Source organism: Rathayibacter rhapontici (assembly GCF_001995175.1).
Taxonomy (GTDB): domain Bacteria; phylum Actinomycetota; class Actinomycetes; order Actinomycetales; family Microbacteriaceae; genus Rathayibacter.
On sequence record NZ_MUKN01000028.1, the window covers coordinates 1 to 25,866 of the forward strand.

Consider the following 25,866-nt stretch of genomic DNA (forward strand, 5'->3'; position numbering starts at 1 on the left):
CCCGCGCTCCCGCTCCCGTCCCGGCTCCCCGCGTCACGCCCCTCCGGCCCGCGCCGCGCACCCGCGTGGGCGGGCTCGTCGCCCTGTCCTTCGTCGCCGCCATCGTCGCCGCGACGTCGCTGCCCGCGACCTCCCTCCTCACCGCCGAGGACGTGCAGGCGCAGAACCTGACCGGTGTGCTCGCGCCGGGCCTGGACCTCCGCGAGGGCTCCCAGTCGTTCGTCACGGGCGCCGTCGGCGCCGAGACCGTCGCGCGCGACGCTTCGGGGTGCAGGAGCGCAAGACGCAGACCGACGTCTCGGCCATCGTCCGCACCTCCGACGCCGGCTTCACCAACGACCAGAACGCCTCGATCCAGTGGCCCTTCGCCGTGGGAGTGCCGGTGGGGGACCGCTTCGGCTACCGCAACTGCGCGGGCTGCTCCGTCAACCACGGCGGCACCGACTTCAACCCCGGCAACGGCTCGCCGATCCAGGCGATCGCCGACGGGGTCGTGCGCACCGTGATCGACGGCGAGGGCTCGCTGGGCGTGCACGTGATCGTCGACCACGAGATCGACGGCGAGCTGGTCTCCAGCGTCTACGCGCACATGCAGCACGGCACCGCCGCGGTGAAGGAGGGCGACCCGGTGAAGGTCGGCCAGCTCCTCGGACTCGTCGGCAGCACGGGCATGTCGACCGGCCCGCACCTGCACTTCGAGATCCGCATCGACGGAGTCACGAAGGTCGACTCGTACCTCTGGCTGAAGGCCAACGCCGGACGCTGACCGCCGGAGACGGACGGGCCCTGGCCGTCGCGAGGTGCGTGCGATCTGCAGGGGTTCGTACGATCTGCAGGTTCTCGCGGCGTGAGAGCGCGCCCGCCCGCGGAGGCTCCTCCGCTCGACCGCGGAAGCCCTGCACATCGCACCGACGCCTGCAGAGCGTGCAGGCGCCGGACGCACCCCGAGCGTCAGCTCGTGCGCAGCCAGACCGTCGTGTCGCCCGGCAGCGCCGGCTCGTGCAGCTCCTCGGAGGAGAGCACGACCGTCCCGACCGGCAGCTCCACGGGCTCGGAGCCGGTGTTCGCGACGACCGTGACGCCTCCGTTCCGGAACGCCACGACCTCCTCCGGGTAGCCGTCGAGCCATTCGATCGACCCCTCGCCCAGCCGTGACGCGCGGCGCTCGGCGAGGAGCGCACGGTAGAGCTCGAGGGTCGACCCCGCGACCCCGCGCTGCGCGTCGCGGGCGAAGGGGGCCCAGTCGCCGGGCTGCGGGAGCCAGGAGTCGCCGGTGGCGCTGAAGCCGTAGGCGGGAGCCCCGGCCTCCCAGGGCAGGGGGACGCGGCAGCCGTCGCGGCCGTAGCGCTCGCCCTTCGTGCGGAACCAGGTCGGATCCTGCCGGGACTCGTCCGGCAGGTCGATGGCCTCCGGCAGTCCCAGCTCCTCGCCCTGGTACACGTAGGCCGAGCCGGGCAGCGCGAGCATCAGCGCCGTGGCGGCGCGGGCGCGGCGCAGACCCAGCACCGGATCGGGGAGCCCGGCGGACTTCGGGCCGATGCCGTAGCCCTGCGGGTTGTCCGCGGTCAGCGCGAGGCGGCTCGCGTGGCGCACCACGTCGTGGTTCGAGAGCACCCAGGTCGACGGGGCGTCCACCGCGGCGAAGGCCGCGAGCGAGGAGTCGATGATGTCGCGCAGGGCGGGACCGGCCCACGGCGTCTCGAGGTAGGCGAAGTTGAACGCCTGGTGCATCTCGTCGGGGCGGACCCAGCGGGCGAGCTTCGGCAGCGGCTGCACCCACGCCTCGGCGCAGAGCACGCGATCGGCCGGGTACTCGGCGAGCAGCGCGTGCCAGTCGCGGTAGATCTCGTGCACGCCGTCCTGGGCCCAGTAGGGGGCCGTCTCGGGATCGGGGTCGTCGGCCGGCGCCACTCCGCCCATCGAGCCGCTGTCGGCCGGGGGCGTGTAGTCGGGCAGGCCTGCGGCCTTGATCATGCCGTGCGCCACGTCGACCCGGAAGCCGTCGACTCCGCGGTCGAGCCAGAAGCGCAGCACCTCGCGGAAGCGCTCGCGCACCCACTCGTTCGTCCAGTCGAAGTCGGGCTGCGAGGTGTCGAAGAGGTGCAGGTACCACTGCCCGGCCGTGCCGTCGGGCTCGGTGATCCGCGTCCACGCCGGGCCGCCGAAGACGGACTCCCAGTTGTTCGGCGGCAGTTCGCCGGTCTCCCCGCGGCCGTCGCGGAACAGGTAGCGCCCGCGCTCGGCGCTGCCCGCGGGCGCCGCCAGCGCCTCCTGGAACCAGCGGTGCGCGCTGGACGAGTGGTTGGGCACGAGGTCGACGATGATGCGGATGCCCAGCGCGTGCGCGCGGACCAGCATCGCGTCGAAGTCGGCGAGGGTGCCGAAGAGCGGATCGACGTCGCAGTAGTCGGCCACGTCGTAGCCCGCATCGTTCTGCGGGGAGGTCATGAAGGGCGAGAGCCAGATCGCGTCGACGCCCAGCTCGGCCAGGCTGTCGAGGCGGCCGGTGATGCCGGGGAGGTCGCCGATGCCGTCGCCGTCCGCGTCCGCGAAGGACCTCGGGTAGATCTGGTAGATGACGGCGGAGCGCCACCACTCCGAGCCCGGAGTGCTCGGCGAGTCGGCGGGGAACACGACCGGCTCGTTCGCGGGCGCGCCGGAAACAGGGGATTCGAGGGGCATGCGGCCAGGATAGAGCACCCCTCCCGGGCAGGTGGTGCACGACGTCGTAGGGTCGACGGGTGACCGACGAGACTCCCGACGAGGCCCGATCCCGACGCCGCCGCGCACTGCTCTGGGTGGTGCCGCTGCTGGTGCTCCTGCTCGGGGGCCTGCTCGCCGCGACGCTCGCGATCGGCGGTTTCGCGGCGCGCTCGATGACGGGCGAGGAGGGCGCGGGGGTGTCCGGAGCCGTCCTGCTGCGCTGAGCGGCCCGCGCTCGCTGCGGGACCCTTCCCGCGTCCCCTCGCACGGTCACGGGTTCGCGACTCGGCGCTGGGCGAGGCTTGCAGTTGTTCGACGGCCCGTTGCGCGTCCACTGCGCTGTCCCGCGTCCGCGACTCGGCGCTGATCGGGCCCTGCGGGTGCTCCCGACCCCGTTGCGGGTCCGCTCTTGCGGATGCCTGCTCGCGAGTCGACTCCACGTGGGCCCGCCGCCCGACCGGACCCCGTTCCGGATCCACTCGCGCAGCGCGGGAGGGCCGGCCTACGCCGTGGCCGCCGGGCCGTCCTCGTCCTCGGGCTGCGGCGCGCGCGAGGTCCGCGCGGCCTCCTCGGAGGTGTGGCCCGACTCCGGTCCGGTGGTCGTGCGCGCCTGCTCGTCGGCCCGGGACACGGCCTCGGCGAGCTCGTCGGCGACGAGGTGACCGGTCGAGACGGCCTCGGCGCGGTACGCCGCCCGGCCGACCATGTGCGCCGAGACCGGCACGGTCAGCAGCTGGAAGCCGATGACCAGGATCACGGTGCCGGCGGCGGCGAAGCCGGGGTTCCGGATCGCGACGGCCAGCATCACGCAGATCAGGCCGAGCACCTGCGGCTTGGTCCCCGCGTGCATCCGGGACAGCAGATCGCCGAACCGCAGGAGGCCGATCGCCGCGATCAGCGAGAGCAGGCCGCCGACGATCAGGAGCACGGCGGTGAGGACGTCGAGCACGAGGTCCATGTCAGTCCTCCTCGCGGTTGGCCATGAACTTGGCGACGCTGATCGAGCCGAAGACGGCGAAGAGGGCGAGGCCCAGGGCGACGGGCAGCGTGGTGGCGTGCTGGTTGACGGCCATCTCGGCGCCGATCCCGCAGATGATCGTGGCGACCAGCACGTCGGCCGCGACCACGCGGTCGAGCACCGAGGGGCCGATCAGGATGCGCACCATCGCCAGCAGGCAGGCGGCGCCGAAGACGGGGACGAGGATCCAGACGAGCCAGTCGATCATCGCAGCACCCCCGCTCCCTCGTCGAGCGGCCGGTCGACGCGCGCGACGTCCTCTTTCGAGCCGATCGCCCGGACGATGCGGGCCTCGGTGAGCAGCACTGTGCGGCGCACCTCCTCGATCCGATGGCCCTCGTCGTGCGTGACGCCCAGCACGTGCAGGTAGAGCACGTTCTGCTGCGGGTCGACGTCGATGACGAGCGAGCCGGGCACGAGCGAGACGGCCTCGGTCGTCCACACGAGCATGCCCTCGGAGCGGCTGCGCAGGTGGACGGCGACGATCGCGTTGTGGACGGGGACGGGGAGCGTGAGGATTTGCCACGACACGCGCACCGACGCGATCGCGATGTCGAGGGCGAGCCGGAGGAGGAAGAGCAGCACGAACCACGGGTTGATGCGGTTCGAGAACTCGACCGGCGGGAGGTAGAACACCCGGGTGATCAAAAGCGCGATCAGGAAGCCCGACGCGATCGAGAGCACCGAGACGTCGTCCCAGAGCAGCACCCAGATGCCGACGAGGGTGACGAACATCGCGACGCGGTTCCACACGTCGACGCGGCGGCGGGGGCTCATCGGGGTCCCTCCTCTCCGAAGGACGAGTCGCGGTACACGGTGGCGATGTAGGTCGACGGATCGGCGATCTCGGCCGCGGCGTGCTCGCTGGCGTCGTAGAGCGGTCCGGCGCCGACGGTCAGCCCGATGCTCACGAGCACCATGCCGGCGGTCGCGAGCACCATCATCGGCGGCGAGTGCCGGGTGCGGACCGTTCCCGTGTCGTGGGGATCCTCCTGCAGCTGGTCGATCAGCGGCGACTCGTAGCCGGGCACCTCCTCCTGGCGGCGCCAGAACGCCATGTTCCAGACGCGGGCGACCGCGTAGAGGGTGAGCAGCGAGGTGACGGCGCCCGCGGCGATGACCGCCCACACCAGCCACGAGGGCTGCTCGGTCGCCGACTCCGTGCCGGCGACGAAGAGGCCGACCTTGCCGAGGAAGCCGGTGAACGGGGGGATGCCGCCCAGGTTCATCGCGGGGATGAAGTAGAGCAGCGCCAGCAGCGGCGAGGCCTTCAGCAGACCGCCCAGCCGCAGGATCGACGTCGTCCCGCCCACGCGCTCGATGAGCCCCGTCGCGAGGAACAGCGTCGTCTGCACGGTGATGTGGTGGATGACGTAGAAGATGGTCGCGGCGTAGCCCGCCTGCGACCCGATCGCGATGCCGAACACCATGTAGCCGATGTGCGAGACCAGCGTGAACGAGAGCATGCGCTTGATGTCGGCCTGGGCGACCGCGCCGAGGATCCCGACGACGAGCGTCAGCAGGGAGACCACGAGCAGGACCGCGCTCAGGTCCCTCCGGGGAACAGCAGCGTCTCGGTGCGGATCAGCGCGTAGACGCCGACCTTGGTGAGCAGGCCCGCGAACACCGCGGTGACCGGCGCGGGGGCCGTGGGGTAGGAGTCGGGCAGCCAGAACGACAGCGGGAACACGGCCGCCTTGATACCGAAGCCCAGCAGCAGCACCACGTGCAGCACGAGCTGGACGTCGGCGGCAGCTCGGCGATGCGGATGGAGAGCTGCGCCATGTTGACGGTGCCGGTCGCTCCGTAGAGCAGGCCGATGGCCGAGAGGAAGAACACACTCGAGACCAGGCTGACGACCACGTAGGTCGTGCCCGCCCGGATGCGCGGCGCGGTGCCGCCCAGCGTGATCAGCACGTAGCTCGCGGCCAGCAGGATCTCGAAGCCCACGTAGAGGTTGAAGAGGTCGCCGGCGACGAAGGCGTTGAGGATGCCCGCCGAGAGGATCAGGTAGGTCGGGTGGAAGATCGTGACCGGTGTCTCGCGGTTGCCGTCGACCAGGCCCTGGCCGACCGAGAACAGCAGGACGCCGAGCAGGGTGATCGAGGTGATCACGAGCATCAGCGCGGCGAGCGGATCGACGACCAGCACGATGCCCCACGGCGGCTCCCAGCCGCCCACGTAGACGGCGCTGCCTCCGTCGTCGCCCGTCAGCACGAGCACGAGCAGCACGGAGGAGATCACGAGGACCGCCGACAGCGTCACGATGTTGACGAGGATCTGGGCGCGGCGGTGCCGGCCGAGGACCAGCGCGACCGCGGCTCCCAGCAGCGGGAGGGTGACGACGAGGGGGATCAGGACGTTCATCGGTCCTCCTTCCTGTCGTCGCTCATCGAGCTCTCCCCGTGCCGGGCGGCCGTGCCCTCGTCGCTCGCCTCGAGCAGATCGTCGAGCGCCTTGTCGTCGGCGGTGGTCTGCGCCGAGATCCCCGCCGCGTCGGCGCGCACGGAGGCGTCGGTCTCGTCGTCCTCGACCTGGTCGGCGTTGGCGAGGCGCCAGCGCCGGTAGATCATCGCGAGCAGGAACGCGGTGATGCCGAAGGTGATCACGATCGCGGTGAGGATCAGCGCCTGGGGGAGCGGATCGGCCATGCCCTCGGCGGTCTCCTCGTAGCCGCGGCCCTCGACCACGAACGGCGCGAAGCCCGAGCGGCCCGCCATCAGCAGGATCAGGATGTTGGTCGCATTGCCGATCAGGACGAAGCCGATCAGGATCCGGGTGAGGCTGCGCTCGAGCATCTGGTAGACGCCGGCGGCGTACATCACGGCCATCACGACCACGAGGACGAGGGTGGTGCTCATGCGTCGTCCCCCCGTCCCGGGCCGCCGACGACCGTGGAGCCGGTGGGGAGCTTCGTCTCGAGGCCGTCGACCGTGCCGGCGCCGGGGCCGGGGGTGCTGTCGGTCGAATGGGTGACCCCGTCGCCGGACGGCGAGCCCTCCTCGGCCTCCTCGCCGTGGCGGTCGACCTCGCCGCCGAGGCTGCGGAGGATGTCGAGGGCGAGGCCGATCACGATGAGGTAGACCCCGATGTCGAAGAGGGTGGAGGTGCCCAGGTGCAGCTCGCCGAGCACCGGGAGGTACAGGTCGAGCCAGCTCGCCTCGAGCACCTGGAGGCCGAAGAAGAGGGAGGACACGGCGGTGCCGACGGCGAAGAGGAGCCCGAGGCCGAGCACCTTGCCGGCGTCGATCGGAGCGGCCTCGCCGAGCTCGAAGCGACCGCCCGCGAGGTACCGGGCGACCAGGGCGAGACCGGCGAGCAGTCCGCCCGCGAAGCCTCCGCCCGGGGTGTTGTGGCCCGTGAAGAGCAGGTAGACCGAGACGATCATCGCGGGGTGGAAGAGGAGGCGCACGAGAACCTCGAGCACGATCGAGCGGTTCTCGGGGCGGAGCGTGCGACCGGCGACGAGCCACGAGCCGCGGTCGCCCTCTCCGGCGGCCTGCTCGGACTCGGCGGCGGGAGCGGTGAGGTAGCTGGCGCGCTCCCGGCGGTCGCCGGCGCCCGGCTGCTCGAGGCGCGGCGCCCCTCCGGCCCGGCTGGAGAGGAAGATCAGGCTCGCGACGCCGGTGGCGACGACGACGAGCACCGAGATCTCGCCCATCGTGTCCCACGCGCGGATGTCGACGAGCAGGACGTTGACGATGTTGCGGCCCTTGCCCTCCTCGTAGGCGAGGCGGGGCAGATCCACCGAGATCGGAGTCGCGGTGCGCGCCCCGAGGGCGATGGTCGCGACGACCGCCATGACGGCTCCGACCGAGATGCCGATGACGGCGCGCAGGCGCTTGCGCATCGGCTGGTGCTTCGCGGCGATCCGGGTGGGGAGGCGGCGCAGCACGAGGACGAAGACGACCAGCGTCACCGTCTCGATGAGCGCCTGGGTCAGGGCGAGGTCGGGGGCGCCCTGGAGCGCGAAGAGCGCGACCATGCCGTAGCCCGTCGCTCCCGCGAGCAGCACGGCCGCGACGCGGTTGCGGGCGAGCGCGCAGAGGATCGCGGCGAGGATCATGATCGCCGCGACGGCGAGCTGACCCGGGGTGTCCCAGAGGACGAGCTCGTCGGGCCAGGTGCGGTTGAACGCCGCGGCACCGCCCGCTCCGAGGACGAAGACGGCGAAGATCACCGTGAGGTAGCGGGGGAGCGACCCGCGCTGGACGAACTCGGTCACCGTGCTGGCGACGCGGTCGAGCCAGCGCACCGTGGCCCAGTAGCCCTCGGCCGAGTCGATGCGGTTCGGCACCTTCGACTGCAGCCGCGCGACCGCGACGCGCTTGGCGAACAGCAGCAGGCCGATCGCGATCACGAGGGCGCTCAGCGCGAGCGCCGGCTCGAAGCCGTGCCAGAGCGCCAGGTGGTAGCCGCCGTGGTCCGACTCCTCGGCCGCCGCGACGAGCTCCGCGTCGCCGTCGGGAGCGCCGAACGGCAGGGTGTCGGCGTACACGGTGACGAGCGGGTCGAGGAGGTTCGCGCCGATCCCGAAGACGACGCTCGCGGCGGCGAGCAGCACGGGAGGAGCGGTGAAGGTCCACGGCTCGGCGTGCAGGTGCGTGTCCTCGAGGCCCTTCTTGCGGCCGAAGGCGCCCCAGAAGAAGCGCGCCGAGTAGGCGACGGTGAGGATCGAGCCCAGGACGAGGCCGATCAGCGCCACCCACCCCCAGGTCGAGCCCTGCTCGATCGCCGAGATCAGGCTCGTGAAGACGGCCTCCTTGGCGACGAAGCCGAGCAGCGGAGGGACCCCCGCCATCGAGAGGACGCCCAGCAGCGCGGCCGCCGCGAGGACGGGGGCCCGCCGGCCCAGTCCGCTGAGCTTGCGCAGGTCGCGGGTGCCCGCCCGGTGGTCGACGATGCCGACGACGAGGAAGAGCAGCGCCTTGAAGAGGGCGTGCCCGATCAGCAGGGTGAGCCCGGCCAGGGCGGCGTCGCGCGACCCGAAGCCGACCGCGACGGTCAGGAAGCCGAGCTGGCTGACCGTGCCGTAGGCGAGCACGAGCTTGAGGTCGTACTGGCGGAGCGATCGCCAACCGCCGACGAGCATGGTCCAGACGCCGACGCTCACGACGACGGGCAGCCAGACGGAGTCGTCGGCGAAGCCGGGCGCGAGTCGGGCGACGAGGTAGATGCCGGCCTTCACCATCGCCGCGGCGTGCAGGTAGGCGCTGACCGGGGTGGGCGCGGCCATCGCGGCCGGCAGCCAGAAGTGGAACGGGACGAGCGCCGACTTCGAGAAGGCGCCCATCAGCACGAGCACCAGGGCGGTCGAGACGATCGGACCGGACGGCGCCGCCGCGACGATGCCCACGAGGCTCGTGGTGCCCGACTCCACGATGAGGATCACGACGCCCACCAGCATCGCGAGACCGCCGAGGGTCGTCACGAGCAGGGCCTGCAGTCCGGCTCCCCGGCTCTCCTTGCGACCGCTGTAGTGGCCGATCAAGAGGTAGGAGAGGACGCTCGTGGCCTCCCAGAAGACGAAGAGGATGATCACGTCGTCGGCGGTGACGAGGCCGTACATCACTCCGGCGAACGCGAAGAGGAGGGCGGCGAAGCGGCCCAGCGACGGCTCGTCGCGAGAGAAGTAGGACGCGCAGTACACGAGGACGAGCGCGCCGACTCCGCTGACCACGAGCGCCAGCACGATCGAGAGCGCGTCGAGGCGGAACGACAGGGCGATGTCGAGCGCGGGGATCCACGGCACGGTCTCGCGGACCTCGCCCCCGTCGAGGATCGTCGGCAGGGCGGTGGCCGTGGCGACGAAGGTGCCGGCGGGCACGAGCGCCAGTCCGTAGAAGGCCTTGGGCCCGATCCGGTCGACGATCCAGGGCGTCACGACGGCCAGGGCGAACGAGATCACGAGGATGAGGAGCATCACATGTTCCTCTCGAGGAGTACCCAGCACAGTCGTCCTCCCAGGGTATCGGAGCGGTCCGCCGGAGAACCTGGGTGCGTCGAGGCTTGACGGGGCGCGGGGCCGCGGACAAGCGCTCGGGGCTCCTGTGGAGGGGCGCCGCGGGGCCGTAGCGTGGAGCCCATGGCCCGCTCCCTCCTCCCCGACCAGCTCTGCCGCATCCGAGTCCACGACATCGCCTCGGGCACGTCGACCACCGTCTTCGAGTCGCGCACCCTGCTCGTCGAGGCGCCGAACTGGTCGCCCGACGGATCCTCCCTCGTCGTGAACGGCGACGGGCTGCTGTTCCGGCTGCCGCTCGAGGGCCCGGACGCGGGGACGCTGCAGCCGATCCCGCTCGAGGGCGTGCCGGAGGAGCTCAACAACGACCACGTGCTCGCACCCGGCGGCGGGCTCGCCTACGTGTCGGCGCGCGACGGCCACCTGTACGCGGTGGCGCTCGACGGCTCGGCGCCGGCGCAGCGGGTGACGGAGGAGGTCGACGGGCGGCGGTTCAAGCACTACCTCCACGGGGTCTCGCCCGACGGCGCCCTGCTCGCCCTGATCGGCGGCGGCGAGGACGCCTCCGGCCGCTGGGTCACGAACGTCTTCACGATGCCCGCGGAGGGCGGTCCGCTCACCGCGCTGACCGCCGACGAGCACCCCGACGACGGAGTCGACTTCGACGGGACCGGCGAGGTCCTGTACTTCAACTCCGAGCGCGGCGGGGGCGGCCGCGCTCAGCTGTTCCGGATGCGGCTCGACGGCTCCGGGCTCGAGCGCGTGGTCGTCTCCGACACCGTCGACTGGTTCCCGCATGTCTCCCCGGACGGCGCGCACCTGCTCTCGCTCGCGTATCCGGACGGCACGGCCGGCCACCCCGAGAACCTGCCGGTCGAGCTGCGCCTGCTCGATCTCGCGGGCCGTCCCGCAGGGTCCGTCGAGCCCGGCCGGGTCGTGGAGCGGCTCTTCGGCGGGCAGGGCACGATCAACGTGGCGGGCTGGGCTCCCGACTCGTCCCGCTTCGCCTACGCCGACTACCCGCTGCCCGAGCACCTCTGAGCGCGGGCGGCCTCCCGCGGCTCGGCGCCTGAGTGCTTGCTCCACATGCGCAGGAGGGGGAGTGAGCGCCGCGGAGCGAGCGGGTTGAATCGGATCATGACGATCGACAGCGCCCCCACCGCCCACGACTCCTCCACCCGCGCACCGCTCGGCGACTCCGGCATCGAGGTCTTCCCGCTCTCGCTCGGCGGCAACGTCTTCGGCTGGACCGCGGGACGCCAGACCTCCTTCGACGTCCTCGACGGCTACGTGGCCGCGGGCGGGAACTTCATCGACACCGCCGACTCGTACTCGGCCTGGGTTCCCGGCAACAGGGGCGGCGAGTCCGAGACGATCATCGGGGAGTGGCTGAGCCGCCGCGCGGACCGCGACGACGTGGTCGTCGCGACGAAGGTCAGCCGCCACCCCGAGTTCCAGGGACTCGCGCCCGACACCGTCCGCGCCGCCGCCCGCGCCTCGCTCGAGCGCCTGCGCACCGACCGCATCGACCTCTACTACGCCCACTTCGACGACGACGCGGTCGCGATGGAGGACATCGCCCGCGTCTTCTCGGAGCTCGTCGACCAGGGCCTGGTGCGCGCGATCGGCGTCTCGAACTTCAGCGCCGAGCGCATCGCGGAGTGGCTGCGCGTCGCCGCGGCGGAGGGACTGCACGCGCCGGTCGCCCTCCAGCCGCACTACAACCTCGTCGAGCGCGGCATCGAGGCGGACCTGCTGCCGCTCGCCCGCGAGCACGGCCTGGCCGTCGTGCCCTACTACGCCCTCGCCTCCGGGTTCCTGACCGGCAAGTACCGCGACGGCACGACGTCCGACTCGCCCCGCGCCTCCGGAGCCGCGCAGTACCTCGACGACCGCGGCCGCCGCGTGCTCGGGGCGCTGGACGCCGTGGCACAGGGGCACGGAGTCGAGGTCGCGACGGTCGCGCTGGCCTGGCTCCGCTCGCAGCCGGGCGTCGTCGCGCCGATCGCCAGTGCGCGCGTGATGGAGCAGCTCCCCGCGCTGGTCGCCTCCGCGACCCTCGTCCTCGGCGAGGCCGAGCTCGCCTCCCTCGACGCGGCGAGCCGCTCCTAGCGCGTCGGGTCCCGAGACGCGCCTGCGGCGCTGCTCGACCAGCAGGTCTCCCTCGCTGATCGAGCGGTCCGCGCACCGGGCGTCTCGGGACCCCGGCGGGCCCTGGGGCGGGCACCCCACCCGCGGTCACCGCCCCTCCGGCGAGGTGCTATTGTCTAACGGTGCCAAATCGCGGGCACGCCCCGAGAGGGGCAGGCCCACCAGGGCCGGAGCCCGCAGGTGCGCCCCCTTAGCTCATTGGTAGAGCACTTCCTTGGTAAGGAAGAGGTAGTGGGTCCGATTCCCACAGGGGGCTCCGTTCCCCGCAGGCCGAGCCTGCGAAGAACGCGCGGCGGGGTAGCTCAGGTGGTTAGAGCACACGGCTCATAATCGTGGTGTCGCGGGTTCAAGTCCCGCTCCCGCTACGTTCCGGAAGAACCCCGGCTCCTCGCGAGCCGGGGTTCTTCCGCATTCCGGGGTCGCCCGGCCGGGCTCAGACCGCGCAGCCCGCGAAGAGCACGTCGTCCGAGGCGACGAGGTCCTCCAGTCGCAGCAGCCGGTCCAGGTCGTGGCCGGCCGCCAGGGCGTTCGCGCGCTCGCCGTCCGTCTGCGGCGCGAGCCGCCCCTCCATCACGCCGCCCAGGGCGCGCACCGCGCAGGCCGCGACGACGCCCTCGGGCGTGCCTCCGACGCCGAGCACCAGGTCGACCGCGCCGTCGGGATCGGCCGCCTCGATCGCGACCGAGACGTCCCCCTCGCCGCGCAGCGACAGCGCGACTCCGACGCCGCGCAGCTCGGCGATCAGGGCGACGTGCCGCGGCTTGTCGAGCACCACGACCACGAGCTCCTCCACCGGCTTGCGGAGCGCCGCGGCGAGCGCCCGCGCGTTGTCGCCGGGGGAGCGGTCGAGCGAGACGACGCCCGCCCCGGCGGCCGAGCAGACGAGCTTGTCCATGTAGAAGACGTCGCGCGGATCGAAGAGGGTGCCGCGCGGGGCGAGCGCGATCACGCACACCGATCCGGGCAGTCCCTCCGCGGTCAGGCGGGTGCCGTCGAGCGGATCGACCGCCACGTCGCACGAGGGGGAGGGCGCGCGGCCGAGGCGCTCGCCGTTCGCGAGCATCGGCGCCTCGTCCTTCTCGCCCTCGCCGATCACGACGACCCCGTCGAACGGAGCGTCCGCGAGCACCGCGCGCATCGCGGCGACCGCGGCCTCGTCGGCCGCGATCTTGTCGCCCCATCCGTGCCAGGCGCGGGCCGCCTCCGCCGCCGCCCGGACGCTGTCCGCGATCGCGTACCGCAGCTCCAGCGGGTAGGCGTCCGACGCGATCAGCCGCACGTCGCTCACGCGCGGGCCGGCTGCGCCGTGGCGGTGCGCACCAGGCGCTCGAGCGTGCGCAGCCCGTCCGAGGACAGCACCGACTCCAGGTGGCCCTGCACCGACGCGACGTGCTCGCCGCGCAGCGCGTCGACCACTCCGCTGACCGGATCGCCCGACACCTCGAGATCGAGCAGCGGTGTGCGCTCGAGCCCCGATCCCGCCACCGACGAGAAGGTGTTGTAGAAGCCGATCGCCGCCTCCTCGCCGAACACGTCGACGGCCAGCCGCACGCCCTGGCGCGGCGCGGGCAGCGGCTCGACGGGAAGGCCCGCGAGCAGCGAGAGCATCTGGTGACTGAGGCACACGGCGAGCATCGGGCGCTGGGAGTCGAGCCGCCGCGTCATCAGCTCGCGCAGGCGCGCGATGCGCGGCTCTGAGTCGTCGCGCGGGTCGCCCGGGCCCGGCCCGAACACGACGAGGTCGTCCGAGAGCACGTCCTCGACGCTCGACCAGCGCTCGACCCGGGCGTCCATGCCGAGGTGGCGCAGCTGGTGCGCGAGCATCGTCGTGAACTGGTCCTCGTTGTCGACGATCAGCGCGGTGTGCCCGTCGAGGCCCGCGATGTGCTCGGGCGCTGCGGGCGGAGCCAGAACGACGCGAGCCGCTCGTTGCGCGCCTCGAGCGCCTCGGCGACTCCGGGCTGCGCGTTCAGGTCGACGGCGGGCGGGATCTCGCGACCCGGCAGGAGCCCCAGCGCCGACAGCACGCCCGAGGCCTTGGCGCGCGTCTCGGCGACCTCCCCCTCCGGAGTCGAGTGGCGCACGAGAGTCGCGCCCGCGGGCACGGTGAGCCGCCCGTCGGGCTGGAGGTAGGCGGTGCGGATCAGGATCGGGGCGTCGACGGTGTAGCCGTGCTCCTCGGGCTCGAAGAGGGCGAGGACGCCGGAGTAGTAGCCGCGCGGCTCCTTCTCGTACTCGGCGATCACGGCGCAGGCGTTCTCCATCGGGGAGCCGGTGACGGTCGGCGCGAACATCGTCAGCCGCAGCACCTCGCGGACGTCGAGATCGGTGTGCCCCTCGAGGAGGTACTCGGTGTGGCTGAGGCGCGACATCTGCTTGAGGAAGGGGCCCAGGATGCGTCCGCCGTTCGGGCAGACCGCGCTCATCATCTTCATCTCCTCGTCCACGACCATGAAGAGCTCCTCGCTCTCCTTCACATCGGCGAGGAACGCGAGCACCTCCTCTCCCGTGGGCCCGGCGGCCGGGTGGCGGAAGGTGCCGCTGATGGGGTTCATCATCGCGACGCCGTCGCGGACCGACACGTGGCGCTCGGGAGTCGCTCCGACCGCGGTCACGGTCGGCGCGCCGTCGACGCCCGGGGTGTGGATCGCGAAGGTCCAGTAGGCGCCGGACTCGTCGGTCAGCAGCCGGCGGAACCAGGCCAGCACCGCCTCGACCGGAGCGGCCTCGGTCTGCGCGACGAAGGCGCGCGCGATGACGAAGTTGGCGCCCTCCCCGCGTCCGATCTCGTCGTCGATGACGTGCCGCACGATATCGGCGTACTCCTCGTCGGGCACGTCGAAGCCGCGCTCCTGGACCGGGATCTCGCGGTCGGGCAGCAGCCGGAGGACCTCGTCCAGGGGCACGCTCTCGCGCTCGCGCACGATCAGGTTGCGCAGCGGCGCTCCGTCGTCCTTCGCGGCGAACCCGCGCTCGCGCACCTGGCGGTAGGGCACGAGGGTGAGGACGTCCTCGCCGTTCAGCGGGATGTCGGCGAGCCCCTCGACGTCGACGACGTCGCCGGTGAAGACGTCCACCTCGGACCGGCCCTGCCGGAGCACGACGGCGAACGGCAGCGATCCGTCGGAGGAGAGGATGCGGGAGAGGAGCGAGGTCATCGTGGTCCTTGGTTCGGGGTGTCCCTCACCCGGGCCCTGACATGCAGAACGACCGCCCGGGCGAGGCGGTCGTGTGCGAGGGTTCGCGCGTCGGTCCGCCTAGGAGGCGGGCCACCAGGGGCTTCGGGTCGACGTGCGCACGGGGGGAGTCTAGGGGACGCCCGGGCGGGCGGCCAAGCGGATCAGGGGGTCCCGGACGCGGCGACGCGCTCGGTCGGCTCGCCGAGGAGGGTCCGCAGCAGGAGGGTCGCGCCCGCGGTCGCCGCGGGCGTCGCGATCACCGCGCCGCCCGGGACGAGGAACGCGAGGTAGACCGCGATCCCGAAGCCCAGCGACACGGCCCGGCGCTCGCCGAGGAGGCGTCGCCGTTCGCCGAGGGCCAGGCCGCGGGCGTCGCCGGCGAAGCCCGTCAGCTCGAGGGCGAGCGCGCGCCCGCCGACGAGGGCGCCGGCGACCAGGCCGATCAGCTGCCCGACGATCGGGATCACGCCCAGCAGCACGAGCACGATCCCGATGCCCACCGAGGTGGCGATGAGCACGGCGGAGTCGCGGAGCGAGCGGGCCAGCCCCGCCCAGAACCCGGTCTCGCGCTCGTCGGGGACTCCGCCGAGCTCGTCCTCGACCCCGCGCCAGATCCGCTCGTAGAACGGATCGCCCACCAGCAGGGTGACCGCCGCGAACACCACGACCCCGAGGGCGACGAGGGCGCCGACCGCCGCGATCGAGATCGCCAGTCGCGCGTTGGACGCCCACGTGTCGCTCCAGCCGTCGGCGAACGGCGTCAGGGCGGTGACGACGTCGCCCACGCGGGTCACGACGAGCACGAGCAGCCCCACGAAGACGAGGCCGACGAGGAGGGGAGGGATCGCCCCGAGCAGCATCGCCCGGGGCGAGCGCACCCAGGTGCCGAAGCCTCGGAGGAAGAGGCGGGCGCCGAGGGCGAGTTCGCGCAGGACCGTCATGCTCCGATCCTGGCAGCCCGGTGCGACCGCCGTCAGACCCGCTCGAACGGAGCGAGCAGGCCCGTCACGGCCTTCGGGCGCGGAGCGGCGAACTCGTCCCGGCGCGAGGTGGTGACGCCCATCGCCACGAGACCCTCGACGAGGCGGACGGCCGCCGCGACTCCGTCGATCACCGGCACCCCCAGCTCCCGCGAGAGCTCCCGGCAGAAGTCGGCCATGCCGGCGCAGCCCAGGACGATCACGTCCGAGCCGTCGGCCGCCAGCGCTGCAGCGCACTCCTCCAGGACCGCGCGGCGGGCGCCGAGCCCGGGTCGTCGAGCTCGAGCACCGGGATGTCGCAGGCGTGCACGCCGGCGCACGCCTCTCCGAAGCCCGCTCGTCGCGCGATGTCCCAGGCGCGGCCGCTGGTCCGGGACAGCGTGGTCACCACGCTGAAGCGGCGGCCCACCAGGGTCGCCAGGTGCATCGCGGCCTCGGCGATGCCGACCACCGGGCCGCGCGCGATCTCGCGGGCGGCGTCCACTCCGGGATCCCCGAAGCACGCGACCACGTAGCCGTCGCTGCCCGCCGCGTCCCCCCGGACGATCTCGTGCAGCAGCCCGGGCACCGCCAGCGCCTCGTCGTAGTGACTCTCGATCGAGGCGGGCCCCATCGGAGGCGTCACCGCCGTGATCTCGGTGCCGACCGACGCGACGGAGCGGGCGGCCCGGCCGATCGCCTCCGTCATCCGCTCGCTGGTGTTCGGGTTGACGACGGTGATGCGCATGGAGTTCCTCGGGGACGGGGCGGGTGAGGGGAGGGCGGCCGCGCGGAGCGAGCGGCCGCCCGGGCGGGTCAGGCGGCGCTGCCGTCGCTGACGTTCTCGAGGTCCTCCTCGAGGCGGCCGATCCGCGGTGCGCGGCGCTCGAGCAGGGCCATGGCGACGAAGCCGAGTCCGCAGCCCAGGAACCAGCTGTAGTCGCCGAGCCAGGTGAAGGAGGGGCCGCCCGCCTCCGCGATCCAGCGGGGCACCAGCACCGAGGCGACCGACGGCACTCCGCCTATGACGGTGGCCCACACCGCGTTGGGGTTGAACCCCTTCGAGAACCAGTACCGTCCCGTCTCGCTCATCGTGTAGAGGTCGTCGACCCAGACGCGCTGGCGGCTGATCAGGTAGTAGCCGGCGATGAGCACGCCGAACAGCGGGCCGATGAGGGCGCCCAGGATCCCGAGCGTGTAGTGGATGGCGGTGTCGTTCGAGTACCAGTTCCACGGGGTCAGCAGCACCGAGCCGACGGCGGCGATCATGCCGCCCATCCGCCAGCTGATCTTCTTCGGGTTGACGTTCGAGAAGTCGAACGCGGGGGAGATGAAGTTGGCGACGATGTTGATGCCGATGGTCGCGATGACGAAGGTCAGCCCGCCGAGCAGCACTGCGAACCAGGTGTCGATCCGCTCGACCGTCTCGATCGGGTCGGTGATGAGCTCGCCGAAGACCGGCACGGTCGCGGACGCGGTGATGACGGTGAGGAGGGAGAAGAAGAGGAAGTTGACCGGCAGGCCGAGCAGATTCCCCTTCTTCACCGCGCCGTAGCTGCGGGCGTAGCGCGAGAAGTCGCCGAAGTTGAGCATCGGCCCCGAGAAGTAGGAGACGACGAGTGCGACGGCCGAGATCATCACCGGCAGCGATGCGGCGAAGTCGAGGACCTCGCCCGAGCCGAGGTTCAGCGAGATGTTCTCCCACCCGGCCTGCGAGACGAGGTAGATCGCGAGGATCAGCATCACGACGTAGACCGCGGGGCCCGCCCAGTCGATGAAGCGGCGGATCGACTCCATGCCCCGCCAGAACAGCGCGGCCTGAGCGACCCAGAGGATCGCGTACGAGAGGTAGCCCAGCGCGGAGAGCCCGAGGAAGGACGCCTCCGGAGTGTTCCAGGCGGCGAGGTCGGGGAAGAACTTGAGGAACACGATGTTCAGCGACTGCGCCGCCAGGTAGGTCTGGACGCCGTACCAGGCGATGGCGATGAGACCGCGGATGATCGCGGGGATGTTCGCACCGCGGATCCCGAAGATCGCCCGGTTGATGACGGGGTAGGGCACGCCGGTGATCTGGCTCGGCTTGGCGACGAGGTTGCAGAAGATCTGCACGATGACGATGCCGACGACCAGCGCGACGAGCACCTGCCAGCCGGCGAGTCCGAGCGCGAAGAGGGATCCGGCGGTGACGTAGCCGCCGACGCTGTGCACGTCCGACATCCAGAACGCGAAGATGTTGTAGCTCGACCAGCGCTGCTTCACCAGCGGAGCGAGGTCCTCGTTCGCGAGGCGGTCGTCGTAGCCGGGCTTGATCAGGGCGGCGCCGGCCGGGAGCTCGGGGGCAGCGGGTGGGACGGTGGGCAGGTCGGTGCGGGGTGCTGTGGCGCGGTCGGTCATGGAGGATCCACCTCTCGGGCGGCCGGGCGCGGGCCCGGCTCGGATCGGATGTGTCAGGGTGGTCGTGGTGGCGGACCGAGGCGGTCGGCCGTCCCCGCGGAGTGCGTGAGGCGCTGTTCGTGGAGTCCGGTGCCGTGAAGCAGTGGCTTCACAGCATGTGAACCTATTGCTTGACACACTCCGGCTCGTTTCGGGTCCGTTACGGGTGTGTGACGATCGCCGAAGGAGGGCCGCCCGATGCTCACCGACGACTCCGCTCCCGGTGCCGGCGCCCCCGAGGCCTCGGTCGAGGTCGCCGCGGGGGCTCTCGCCGCGGGCATGGACCGCGAGCGCCTCGGTGCGCGCCTGCGCGAGCTCCGGCTCGCCTCCGGCATGTCCCTGCGCGCCCTCGCCCGGGAGCTCGGCATCTCGGCGAGCGCGGTCTCGCAGATCGAGCGCGGCTCGATGCAGCCCTCGGTCGGCCGCCTGATCGCCGTGGTCGGCGCGCTCGGAGTGCCGCTGTCGGCGGTGTTCGACGAGCCGGCGCCCCCGTCGGTCGCGACGGCGGTCGTGCGGGCGGGCGAGGTCGCTCCGGTGACCCTCGACGGCGGAGTGCTCTTCCGTCGGCTCGCGCCCCGTCCGGTCGAGGCGGTCGACTTCTTCGAGTCGACCTATCCGCCGGGGTCGACCTCGACCGCGCACCGCCAGTTCCTGCGGCACGACGGCTTCGAGGTGGGCACGGTGACGCTCGGCGAGCTCACGGTGGAGTTCGAGGACGAGACCGTCGTGCTCGCGGCCGGCGATGCGATCACGTTCCCGTGCGAGCGCCCGCACCGCATGGTCAACCGCGGGGCGTCGACCGCCGTCGCGACCTGGCTGATCGTGCACCGCTGACCCGCTCGGCGACGCCCGACGGCACGACGGCGCGGAACCATCTCGGTATGGGAGAGTGGCGGCACTCCTCCACAGTGGGGGAGGGGGCGGTGACTGTCCACACCCCCGCGCGGGACTCCGTCGAGGGCTCTCCTCGATGTCGGTGCCGACTGGTGTGCTGTGCGCCTCGAGCGATTGGTGCGGAACATGGACGGACGACAGGACAGCGGGCGCGACGACGGATGCCCGGCGTGGTGCACCGGCGAGCACGACGAGGTGGGCGGGCGGGCGCGGCGGCTGCACCGCTCCGAGGCGTGCAGCGCGCCGGTCGTGCGCTGGCCGCCCGGGGCGCCCGCCGACGAGCCGGAGGGGCTCGTCGTGCACGTCTCGCTCTGCCGCCCGGGCGACCGGGGCGAGGAGCGGCTGCGGATGGAGTCGGACGCGCTCGGCGTGCTCGATCTGGATCTCAGCGGAGCGGCCCGCCTCGCCCGGGCGATCGAGCGGGCGCTCCTGCTACGAGGAGTCGCGGGATGAGACGCGGGGCGGATTCGGCGGGAGCAGGTCCGCCAGCTCGACGTCGAGCGCCTCGCAGAGCGCGAAGAGCGTCTTCAGCTGCGGGTTGGCGGGCGAGCCGGGCTTCGACTCCCCCTTCTCGAACTTCTGGTACGTGTAGCCGGCGAGCCCGGCGGCGTGGGCGATGCGCTCCTGGCTCTCGTTCTTGGCGATGCGGGCGCGGTGGAGGTTGGTGCCGAGCTCGCGGGCGTACTCGGCCCAGTCGCGCTCGGGGAGGGGTGTCGACATGCTGGCCAGCTTCGGAGAAGAACGCGGAGCGGTCACCCATACCCGCATGGGAAATTCCGGATGGTCATACGCGCATGCCACCCGGGCGAGGGCGGGCTGCCGCCTCGGAAGGGGCACCGCGTACACTGTCCGGGTGCCCGTGAACTCCGAACTGACCGGTCGCGCCTTCGCGCCCACCGCCGTCTACCAGGTGGGTCGAGAGAAGGTCCGCGAATTCGCGCGCGCCGTGCTCGCCACCTCCCCGCTCCACCACGACCCCGAGGCCGCGCGCCGTGCGGGCTACGCCGACGTGATCGCCCCGCCGACCTTCGCCGTCGTGCTGCAGGAGCTCACGGTCTCGCAGGTGCTGGCCGAGCCCGACTCCGGGATCGACTTCAGCCGCGTCGTCCACGGCGACCAGCGCTTCGTGCACTCGCGCCCGATCGTCGCCGGCGACGAGCTCGTCGCCGTGCTGAGCGTCTCGAGCGTGAAGCAGCTCGGCCCGCACTCCATGGTCACGATGGAGTCCGCCGTCACCGACAGCGACGGCGCGCACGTCGTCACCGCCGTGTCCACCCTCGTCGTCAGGGGAGACGAATGAGCACCGAGTCCACCACCGCTCCCACCGGGGAGGCGCCCGCGCCGCTCCCCGTCCTGGCCGAGCTCCAGCAGGGCCAGGTCCTCGCCGAGCGCCGTCTGCACTTCGAGCGCGACACCCTCGTGCGCTACGCGGGTGCGTCGGGCGACTTCAACCCCATCCACTACCGCGACGACGTCGCGCCGAGGTCGGGCTCCCCGGTGTCCTCGCGCACGGGATGCTCACCATGGGCACCGCGGTCCAGGTCGTCGTCGACTGGGTCGGCGATCCCGGCCGCATCCTCGACTACCAGGTCCGCTTCACCCGTCCCGTCGTCGTCGACCCCCGCTCGGGCGCCGACGTCGACGTGATCGCCAAGGTCGGCGCGATCGATGCCGAGGCGGGCTGGGTGCGGGTCGATCTCGCGGTCTCGGTCGCCGGCCAGGCCGTGCTGGGCAAGGCCCAGGCGCGCGTCCGGCTCGTCTGACCCGGTGCCGATGACGACCCCGTCCCTCTCCACGCTGACCACCCTGCGCGTCGGCGGCGCGCCCGAGCGCTACTTCGAGCCCGCCACCGCGGCCGAGCTGGTCTCGGTGCTGCAGGAGCTGTGGGCCGACGACGAGCCGTGGCTGCTGCTGGGCGGAGGGTCGAACCTCCTCGTCGGCGACGACGGAGTCGAGGGCGCGGTCGTCCGCGTCCGCACCACGGGCGTCGAGCGGCTCGACTCCGACCGGCCCGGGTCCGTGCACCTGCGCGTGCAGGCGGGCGAGTCGTGGGACGGGCTGGTCGCGACCACCGTGCGGAACGGCTGGACCGGCCTCGAGGCCCTCAGCGGGATCCCCGGGACCGTCGGGGCCTCGCCCGTGCAGAACATCGGCGCCTACGGCCAGGAGCTCAGCGACACCCTCGTCGCCGTCGACTTCCTCGACGAGGGCGCCCGCGAGCCCGTGCGCCTCACCGCGGCCGAGCTCGAGCTCGGCTACCGCACGTCGGTCCTCAAGCAGGGCCGCCGCGGCGCGGTCCTCGCCGTCGAGTTCGCCCTCGAGGAGACGGAGGGGGTCGGCGCCCCGATCGCGTACGCGCAGCTCGCCTCGGCGCTCGGCGTCGAGCTGGGGGAGCGGGTCCCCGTCGACCGGGTGCGCGAGACGGTGCTCCGTCTGCGCGCCTCGAAGGGCATGGTGCTCGACGCCGGCGACCCCGACACCGCCAGCGCGGGGTCCTTCTTCACGAACCCGATCGTCACCACCGCGGCCGCCGCCGGGCTGCCGCCGACCGCGCCCCGCTGGCCGGTCGAGCCGGCCGAGGAGGCCGACGTCGTCACTCCGCTCGACGCCGTCGCCGCGGGCGCGCCGATCGGACTGCCTGCGCCCTCGGCGCCCGACGCCCTCGTCAAGCTCAGCGCCGCGTGGCTGATCGAGCACTCCGGAGTCTCGCGCGGGTTCGCTCTGCCCGGCTCGCGTGCGGCCGTGTCGAGCAAGCACACCCTCGCGCTGACCAACCGCGGCGGCGCCCGCGCCGAGGAGGTCGCGGAGCTCGCGCGCTACGTGCAGGGCCGGGTGCTCGCCGAGTTCGGCGTGCTGCTGCACCCCGAGCCCGTGGTCGTCGGCACCACGGTCTGACGCGCGCGGGCGGGCTCCGTCCGGCACGGGTGGATGCCGACGCGCGGCCTGCGGCCGCTGCTCCGATCAGGCGTCGCGGCGGATCCAGCGGAACGTCAGCCGGCTCGCGATGAGTCCGAGGACGAGCCAGACGCCGAGCACGATCGCCACGCCGCCGAGATCCCAGGCCCCGTCGACCTCGAGCTGCTCGAAGTCCGCGGGGAGGAACACGGCGCGCATGCCCTGCGCGATCCACTTCAGCGGGAACACGCTCGCGATGTTCTGCAGCCAGTCGGGCAGCGTGGTGAACGACAGGTACGAGCCCGAGATGAACTGCAGCACCAGCAGCGGCGGCACGATCACCGCGGTCGCGCTCTTGCCGGACCGGGGGAGCGCCGAGACCGCGATGCCGAGGATCGCGGAGGTCGCGACTCCGGCGAGGTAGATCCACGAGAAGGTCGCCCAGCGGCCCCCGTCGGTCGCAGCTCGACCGAGAACGCCGTGGCGGCGACGACCAGCAGCAGCGCCGTCTGCGCGACGCTGGTGACCAGCACCTGGCCGAACTTGCCGAGGAAGTAGCTCAGCACCGGCAGCGGGGCTCCGGCGAGGCGCTTGAGCGTGCCGTCGCTGCGCTCCACCGCGATGTCGACGCCGAGGTTCTGCACCCCCGAGAGCAGGATCCCCGCGGCCACGAGTCCGGGGACGTAGTACTCGGCCATGGTGATGCCCGGATCCTGCGGGTCGGCCTGCATGATCGCGTTCTCGCCGAACGCCACCGAGAAGATCGTGAGCAGCAGCACCGGGAAGAGGAAGGTGAAGAACACCTGGTCGGGCGCCCGGAAGTAGGAGCGGACCTCGTAGCGGGCGCGGGCGGCGCCGAGCCGCAGGGTGCGCCCCGGGCCGGTGCGCAGCCGGGTGCGCGGACGGGCCTGGGTGATCGTGCTCATGCCGGCTCTCCGATCATGTCGAGGGCGACTCCGCCGTCGCTCGCCCGGTCGTCCCGGATGAGGTCGAGGTAGATGTCCTCGAGGCTGGGCCGCCGGACCTCGAGCGCCGGCGGTTCGCCGAGGCGCGCGCACAGCTCGGCGACGAAGCGCGTCGGCTCGCTCGTGCGGACCCGGTGGAGCACCCCCGCCTCCTCCCACTGCACGATGGGCACCCGCGCCTCGTCGCCGCCGATCTCGCCGACCGGGCCGATGGCCAGGAGCCGGCCGCCGGCGATGACGGCCGCGCGGTCGCCCAGGCGGGCGGCCTCGTCGAGGTAGTGGGTGGTGAGGAGGATGGTGGTCCCCTCGCTCTTCAGAAGCGCGACGAGCTCCCAGAACGAGTGCCGCGCCTCCGGGTCGAACCCGGTGGTCGGCTCGTCGAGGAACACCAGCTCGGGGCGGCCGATGATGCCGAGGGCGACGTCGACCCGGCGGCGCTGACCGCCCGAGAGCTTGCCGATGCGCGAGCGCGCCTTCGCGGTGAGGCCGACGGCCTCGATGGTCTCGTCGACGTCGCGCGGACGCGGGTAGAGCCCGGCGAAGTGCGCGATCTGCTCGCGGACCGTCGCGTTGCCCGACTCGCCGCTGGACTGCAGCACGATGCCCAGGCGGGACTTCCAGGCGAGGTCGCCGTGGCGCGGGTCGACTCCGAGCACCGAGGCCTCGCCGCCGGAGCGGTCGCGGTAGCCCTCGAGGATCTCGATCGTCGTCGACTTGCCGGCGCCGTTGGGTCCGAGCAGGGCGAACGTCTCCCCGCGGTGGATGTCGAACGAGATGCCGGTCAGTGCCGGCGCGCCACCGTAGTCCTTCCGCAGATCTCGGACTCGGACTGCTGCGTCGGGGCTCATCGCACCAGCGTGCCCTGTCGCGGCCCCCATTGACAGCTCTGCACCCTTTTCACCACCCCTCTTGCGATTTCCCCCCTCTTCCCCCACGACCGCCCCCGCCCGCGGCGAGGAGCCGCCCCGTTCAGGTGGCGTCGCGATCGAGGTCCGTACCAGCTGCGAGCAGTCCCCGCACTGGTGCCGGCACAGCCGCGCCCCACCTCCTCCAACATCCGGAGAAGCAGCCACCGGCTCGCCGGCACGGCCGAGCGTCACCGGGGATCCGCGTGTCAGCGGATCGCCGTAGGCGGACGCGCCCCGCTCTGCGAGACGCGACCGTCTTCACGAGCCGACTGCGGCCGATCGACGACGACGAAGGAGGAGGAGAGAGGCTTACGAGAACAGCTTCTGCAGGCGCTGCACGCCTTCGAGCAGCGCGTCGTCGCCGAGCGCGTAGGAGAGGCGCAGGTATCCGCTCGGGCCGAAGGCCTCTCCGGGGACGGTGGCGACCTCGGCCTTCTCGAGGATCAGGTCGGCCAGCTCGAGGGAGGTGGTCGGCGTGACGCCGTCCCACTCGCGGTTCAGCAGGCCCCGCACGTCGGGGTAGACGTAGAACGCGCCGCCCGGGTGGGGCAGTCGATGCCGTCGATCGCGTTCAGCTCGGCCACGATGGTGCGGCGGCGGCGGTCGAACGCGAGGCGCATCTCCTCGGCCGGCTCCTGCGGACCCGTCAGGGCGGCGATCGCGGCGCGCTGCGAGATGTTGGAGACGTTGCTCGAGAGGTGCGACTGCAGGTTCGAGGCGCCCGAGATCGCGTCGGCGGGGCCGACCATCCATCCCACGCGCCAGCCGGTCATCGCGTAGGTCTTCGCGACGCCGTTGACGAGGATCGTGCGGTCGCGCAGCTCCGGCACGGCCTCGACGATGGAGGTGGCGCGCTCGAGCGGTCCGGCGTCGTCCTGGCCGTCGACGGCGTAGACGAGGTTCTGGTAGATCTCGTCGGCGATGACCCAGAGGCCGTGCTCCTGCGCCCACTCGCCGATGGCGCGGGTCTGCTCGGCCGAGTAGACCGCTCCGGTGGGGTTGGACGGCGAGACGAACAGCAGGACCTTGGTGCGCTCGGTGCGCGCCTCCTCGAGCTGCTCGACCGTGACGAGGTAGCCCTGGTCGGCTCCGGCGAAGACGTCGACCTGCACGCCCCCGGCGAGCTTGATCGCCTCGGGGTAGGTGGTCCAGTAGGGGGTCGGCACGAGGACCTCGTCGCCGTCGTCGAGGAGGGTCTGGAACGCCTGGTAGACGGCCTGCTTGCCGCCGTTGGTGACGACGACCTGCGACGCCTCCACCGCCCATCCGGAGTCGCGCGCCGTCTTCTCGGCGATCGCGGCGCGGAGGTCGGGCAGACCCGCCGCCGGGGTGTAGCGGTAGTTCTTCGGATCGAGCACGGCGGCCGACGCGGCCTCGACGATGTGCTCGGGAGTGAGGAAGTCCGGCTCGCCCGCCGCGTACGAGATGACGGGCCGGCCCTGCGCCTGGAGGGCCTTGGCCTTCGCGTCGACCTTGAGGGTCGCGGACTCGGCGATGGCGGAGATTCGGGCGGAGACGCGCGTGGGAGCAGACACGAGCGCCAGCGTATCCTCTGCGCGCGCGAGGCCGCATCCGCTCCCCGGGGCCCGGCTGGACACTCCTGGCGGGTCCACGTACACTCTTCCGAGGTAGTCGAACTCTGCCACTCTTCACCGCGCCCGACAGGGCTGCGACGGGTGCTGCGGGGTTCGGTTCCTCCTCGGATGCCCGCAACGGCATCCATAGGGCGGTGGCTCAATTGGTAGAGCAGCGGTCTCCAAAACCGCAGGTTGCAGGTTCGAGCCCTGTCCGCCCTGCAC

General features: G+C 72.4%; 21 protein-coding genes, 3 tRNA genes and 5 pseudogenes. 12 read left to right on the plus strand and 17 right to left on the minus strand.

Annotated elements, in window-relative coordinates; translation table 11 throughout:
• Nucleotides 1–268: 268 nt before the first annotated feature.
• The gene (locus B0T42_RS21280; protein WP_077223095.1) at nucleotides 269–766 is read left to right on the plus strand and encodes a M23 family metallopeptidase; all 498 of its coding nucleotides are present in this window, start codon (nucleotides 269–271) and stop codon (nucleotides 764–766) included.
• Nucleotides 767–951: 185 nt separating this feature from the next.
• Here B0T42_RS21280 and B0T42_RS10385 read toward each other — a convergent pair whose 3' ends face one another.
• Nucleotides 952–2,682, minus strand: coding sequence for a glycoside hydrolase family 13 protein (locus B0T42_RS10385; RefSeq protein WP_077223096.1), 1,731 nt, complete (start codon nucleotides 2,680–2,682; stop codon nucleotides 952–954).
• 59 nt (nucleotides 2,683–2,741) lie between these two features.
• On the opposite strand from B0T42_RS10385, the gene B0T42_RS10390 reads away from it, so the two are divergent.
• Entirely contained in the window at nucleotides 2,742–2,927 is a 186-nt protein-coding gene (locus tag B0T42_RS10390; protein WP_077223097.1) for a hypothetical protein, read from the plus strand.
• Nucleotides 2,928–3,205: 278 nt separating this feature from the next.
• Here B0T42_RS10390 and mnhG read toward each other — a convergent pair whose 3' ends face one another.
• The 6 genes and pseudogenes from mnhG to B0T42_RS10420 all read right to left on the minus strand — a co-directional run bounded on the left by mnhG (nucleotide 3,206) and on the right by B0T42_RS10420 (nucleotide 9,644).
• On the minus strand, nucleotides 3,206–3,661 hold the full coding sequence (gene mnhG / locus B0T42_RS10395) for a monovalent cation/H(+) antiporter subunit G (protein WP_077223098.1): 456 nt from the start codon (nucleotides 3,659–3,661) through the stop codon (nucleotides 3,206–3,208).
• Between the two features lies 1 nt (nucleotide 3,662).
• Nucleotides 3,663–3,929, minus strand: a complete 267-nt coding sequence (locus tag B0T42_RS10400; RefSeq protein WP_077223099.1) for an MrpF/PhaF family protein — start codon at nucleotides 3,927–3,929, stop codon at nucleotides 3,663–3,665.
• Nucleotides 3,926–4,498 (minus strand): Na+/H+ antiporter subunit E, encoded by a 573-nt coding sequence (locus tag B0T42_RS10405; protein ID WP_077223100.1) that lies wholly within the window; start codon nucleotides 4,496–4,498, stop codon nucleotides 3,926–3,928. The genes B0T42_RS10400 and B0T42_RS10405 overlap by 4 nt, the downstream gene beginning before the upstream one ends.
• A pseudogene (locus B0T42_RS10410) lies at nucleotides 4,495–6,088 on the minus strand (Na+/H+ antiporter subunit D). Before B0T42_RS10410 ends, B0T42_RS10405 begins: the two are co-directional and overlap by 4 nt.
• Nucleotides 6,085–6,582 carry a Na(+)/H(+) antiporter subunit C gene (locus B0T42_RS10415; RefSeq protein WP_077223101.1) on the minus strand — a complete coding sequence of 166 codons (498 nt, stop codon included), beginning with the start codon at nucleotides 6,580–6,582 and terminating at the stop codon, nucleotides 6,085–6,087. The pseudogene B0T42_RS10410 and the gene B0T42_RS10415 overlap by 4 nt, the downstream one beginning before the upstream one ends.
• Complete coding sequence (locus tag B0T42_RS10420) at nucleotides 6,579–9,644, minus strand: Na+/H+ antiporter subunit A (protein ID WP_077223102.1); 3,066 nt, start codon at nucleotides 9,642–9,644, stop codon at nucleotides 6,579–6,581. The genes B0T42_RS10415 and B0T42_RS10420 overlap by 4 nt, the downstream gene beginning before the upstream one ends.
• 162 nt (nucleotides 9,645–9,806) lie before the next feature.
• Here B0T42_RS10420 and B0T42_RS10425 point away from each other — a divergent pair, with 162 nt between their 5' ends.
• The 4 genes from B0T42_RS10425 (at nucleotide 9,807) to B0T42_RS10440 (ending at nucleotide 12,199) form a co-directional block, all read left to right on the plus strand.
• Nucleotides 9,807–10,724 (plus strand): TolB family protein, encoded by a 918-nt coding sequence (locus B0T42_RS10425; protein ID WP_077223103.1) that lies wholly within the window; start codon nucleotides 9,807–9,809, stop codon nucleotides 10,722–10,724.
• 96 nt (nucleotides 10,725–10,820) lie between these two features.
• Entirely contained in the window at nucleotides 10,821–11,795 is a 975-nt protein-coding gene (locus B0T42_RS10430) for an aldo/keto reductase (protein WP_077223104.1), read from the plus strand.
• A gap of 223 nt (nucleotides 11,796–12,018) precedes the next feature.
• Nucleotides 12,019–12,090 (plus strand) — tRNA-Thr (locus B0T42_RS10435).
• Nucleotides 12,091–12,125: 35 nt separating this feature from the next.
• Nucleotides 12,126–12,199: transfer RNA gene (locus tag B0T42_RS10440), tRNA-Met, on the plus strand.
• A gap of 68 nt (nucleotides 12,200–12,267) precedes the next feature.
• Here the strand turns inward: B0T42_RS10440 and B0T42_RS10445 are convergent.
• From B0T42_RS10445 to B0T42_RS10465, 6 genes and pseudogenes are all read right to left on the minus strand, one after another.
• A complete protein-coding gene (locus tag B0T42_RS10445; protein WP_094742733.1) occupies nucleotides 12,268–13,122 on the minus strand; it encodes a fructose-bisphosphatase class II in 855 nt (284 codons plus the stop codon).
• Complete coding sequence (locus B0T42_RS22305) at nucleotides 13,119–13,658, minus strand: glutamine amidotransferase-related protein (RefSeq protein ID WP_342418228.1); 540 nt, start codon at nucleotides 13,656–13,658, stop codon at nucleotides 13,119–13,121. Before B0T42_RS22305 ends, B0T42_RS10445 begins: the two co-directional genes overlap by 4 nt.
• A 29-nt stretch (nucleotides 13,659–13,687) precedes the next feature.
• Nucleotides 13,688–14,992 (minus strand): chorismate-binding protein, encoded by a 1,305-nt coding sequence (locus B0T42_RS10450; RefSeq protein WP_342418229.1) that lies wholly within the window; start codon nucleotides 14,990–14,992, stop codon nucleotides 13,688–13,690.
• Nucleotides 14,993–15,174: 182 nt separating this feature from the next.
• A complete protein-coding gene (locus tag B0T42_RS10455) occupies nucleotides 15,175–15,954 on the minus strand; it encodes an EI24 domain-containing protein (RefSeq protein WP_077223105.1) in 780 nt (259 codons plus the stop codon).
• Between the two features lie 32 nt (nucleotides 15,955–15,986).
• Nucleotides 15,987–16,720 (minus strand): annotated as a pseudogene (locus B0T42_RS10460) (aspartate/glutamate racemase family protein).
• Between the two features lie 68 nt (nucleotides 16,721–16,788).
• Nucleotides 16,789–18,366, minus strand: a complete 1,578-nt coding sequence (locus B0T42_RS10465) for an NCS1 family nucleobase:cation symporter-1 (protein ID WP_077223106.1) — start codon at nucleotides 18,364–18,366, stop codon at nucleotides 16,789–16,791.
• A 237-nt stretch (nucleotides 18,367–18,603) separates the two neighbouring features.
• On the opposite strand from B0T42_RS10465, the gene B0T42_RS10470 reads away from it, so the two are divergent.
• The gene (locus B0T42_RS10470) at nucleotides 18,604–19,239 is read left to right on the plus strand and encodes a helix-turn-helix domain-containing protein (protein WP_077223107.1); all 636 of its coding nucleotides are present in this window, start codon (nucleotides 18,604–18,606) and stop codon (nucleotides 19,237–19,239) included.
• Between the two features lie 186 nt (nucleotides 19,240–19,425).
• Nucleotides 19,426–19,752 carry a DUF6907 domain-containing protein gene (locus tag B0T42_RS10475; RefSeq protein ID WP_077223108.1) on the plus strand — a complete coding sequence of 109 codons (327 nt, stop codon included), beginning with the start codon at nucleotides 19,426–19,428 and terminating at the stop codon, nucleotides 19,750–19,752.
• On the opposite strand, the gene B0T42_RS10480 is transcribed toward B0T42_RS10475, so the two are convergent.
• A complete protein-coding gene (locus B0T42_RS10480) occupies nucleotides 19,732–20,019 on the minus strand; it encodes a helix-turn-helix domain-containing protein (RefSeq protein ID WP_077223109.1) in 288 nt (95 codons plus the stop codon). The genes B0T42_RS10475 and B0T42_RS10480 overlap by 21 nt on opposite strands.
• Before the next feature lie 133 nt (nucleotides 20,020–20,152).
• Here B0T42_RS10480 and B0T42_RS10485 point away from each other — a divergent pair, with 133 nt between their 5' ends.
• The 3 genes and pseudogenes from B0T42_RS10485 (at nucleotide 20,153) to B0T42_RS10495 (ending at nucleotide 22,194) form a co-directional block, all read left to right on the plus strand.
• The gene (locus tag B0T42_RS10485) at nucleotides 20,153–20,599 is read left to right on the plus strand and encodes an FAS1-like dehydratase domain-containing protein (RefSeq protein ID WP_077223110.1); all 447 of its coding nucleotides are present in this window, start codon (nucleotides 20,153–20,155) and stop codon (nucleotides 20,597–20,599) included.
• Nucleotides 20,596–21,062, plus strand: a pseudogene (locus B0T42_RS10490) (MaoC/PaaZ C-terminal domain-containing protein). Before B0T42_RS10485 ends, B0T42_RS10490 begins: the two are co-directional and overlap by 4 nt.
• Nucleotides 21,063–21,072: 10 nt before the next feature.
• Entirely contained in the window at nucleotides 21,073–22,194 is a 1,122-nt protein-coding gene (locus B0T42_RS10495; protein WP_077223111.1) for a UDP-N-acetylmuramate dehydrogenase, read from the plus strand.
• A 66-nt stretch (nucleotides 22,195–22,260) separates the two neighbouring features.
• Here B0T42_RS10495 and B0T42_RS10500 read toward each other — a convergent pair.
• From B0T42_RS10500 to B0T42_RS10510, 3 genes and pseudogenes are all read right to left on the minus strand, one after another.
• Nucleotides 22,261–23,120: pseudogene (locus tag B0T42_RS10500) on the minus strand (ABC transporter permease).
• Complete coding sequence (locus tag B0T42_RS10505; RefSeq protein ID WP_077223112.1) at nucleotides 23,117–24,007, minus strand: ABC transporter ATP-binding protein; 891 nt, start codon at nucleotides 24,005–24,007, stop codon at nucleotides 23,117–23,119. Before B0T42_RS10505 ends, B0T42_RS10500 begins: the two are co-directional and overlap by 4 nt.
• Nucleotides 24,008–24,376: 369 nt before the next feature.
• Nucleotides 24,377–25,602, minus strand: a pseudogene (locus B0T42_RS10510) (pyridoxal phosphate-dependent aminotransferase).
• Nucleotides 25,603–25,790: 188 nt separating this feature from the next.
• Here B0T42_RS10510 and B0T42_RS10515 point away from each other — a divergent pair.
• Nucleotides 25,791–25,863 (plus strand) — tRNA-Trp (locus B0T42_RS10515).
• Nucleotides 25,864–25,866: the final 3 nt, after the last annotated feature.

What these genes read in the sequence shown, in the direction of transcription:
- B0T42_RS10385 (WP_077223096.1), bottom strand. Translation starts at nt 2,682, where the DNA reads ATGCCCCTCGAATCCCCTGTTTCCGGCGCGCCCGCGAACGAGCCGGTC.
- mnhG (WP_077223098.1), bottom strand. Translation starts at nt 3,661, where the DNA reads ATGGACCTCGTGCTCGACGTCCTCACCGCCGTGCTCCTGATCGTCGGC.
- B0T42_RS10400 (WP_077223099.1), bottom strand. Translation starts at nt 3,929, where the DNA reads ATGATCGACTGGCTCGTCTGGATCCTCGTCCCCGTCTTCGGCGCCGCC.
- B0T42_RS10405 (WP_077223100.1), bottom strand. Translation starts at nt 4,498, where the DNA reads ATGAGCCCCCGCCGCCGCGTCGACGTGTGGAACCGCGTCGCGATGTTC.
- B0T42_RS10415 (WP_077223101.1), bottom strand. Translation starts at nt 6,582, where the DNA reads ATGAGCACCACCCTCGTCCTCGTGGTCGTGATGGCCGTGATGTACGCC.
- B0T42_RS10420 (WP_077223102.1), bottom strand. Translation starts at nt 9,644, where the DNA reads ATGCTCCTCATCCTCGTGATCTCGTTCGCCCTGGCCGTCGTGACGCCC.
- B0T42_RS10425 (WP_077223103.1), top strand. Translation starts at nt 9,807, where the DNA reads ATGGCCCGCTCCCTCCTCCCCGACCAGCTCTGCCGCATCCGAGTCCAC.
- B0T42_RS10430 (WP_077223104.1), top strand. Translation starts at nt 10,821, where the DNA reads ATGACGATCGACAGCGCCCCCACCGCCCACGACTCCTCCACCCGCGCA.
- B0T42_RS22305 (WP_342418228.1), bottom strand. Translation starts at nt 13,658, where the DNA reads ATGCTCGCGCACCAGCTGCGCCACCTCGGCATGGACGCCCGGGTCGAG.
- B0T42_RS10450 (WP_342418229.1), bottom strand. Translation starts at nt 14,992, where the DNA reads ATGACCTCGCTCCTCTCCCGCATCCTCTCCTCCGACGGATCGCTGCCG.
- B0T42_RS10455 (WP_077223105.1), bottom strand. Translation starts at nt 15,954, where the DNA reads ATGACGGTCCTGCGCGAACTCGCCCTCGGCGCCCGCCTCTTCCTCCGA.
- B0T42_RS10465 (WP_077223106.1), bottom strand. Translation starts at nt 18,366, where the DNA reads ATGACCGACCGCGCCACAGCACCCCGCACCGACCTGCCCACCGTCCCA.
- B0T42_RS10470 (WP_077223107.1), top strand. Translation starts at nt 18,604, where the DNA reads ATGCTCACCGACGACTCCGCTCCCGGTGCCGGCGCCCCCGAGGCCTCG.
- B0T42_RS10475 (WP_077223108.1), top strand. Translation starts at nt 19,426, where the DNA reads ATGGACGGACGACAGGACAGCGGGCGCGACGACGGATGCCCGGCGTGG.
- B0T42_RS10480 (WP_077223109.1), bottom strand. Translation starts at nt 20,019, where the DNA reads ATGTCGACACCCCTCCCCGAGCGCGACTGGGCCGAGTACGCCCGCGAG.
- B0T42_RS10495 (WP_077223111.1), top strand. Translation starts at nt 21,073, where the DNA reads ATGACGACCCCGTCCCTCTCCACGCTGACCACCCTGCGCGTCGGCGGC.
- B0T42_RS10505 (WP_077223112.1), bottom strand. Translation starts at nt 24,007, where the DNA reads ATGAGCCCCGACGCAGCAGTCCGAGTCCGAGATCTGCGGAAGGACTAC.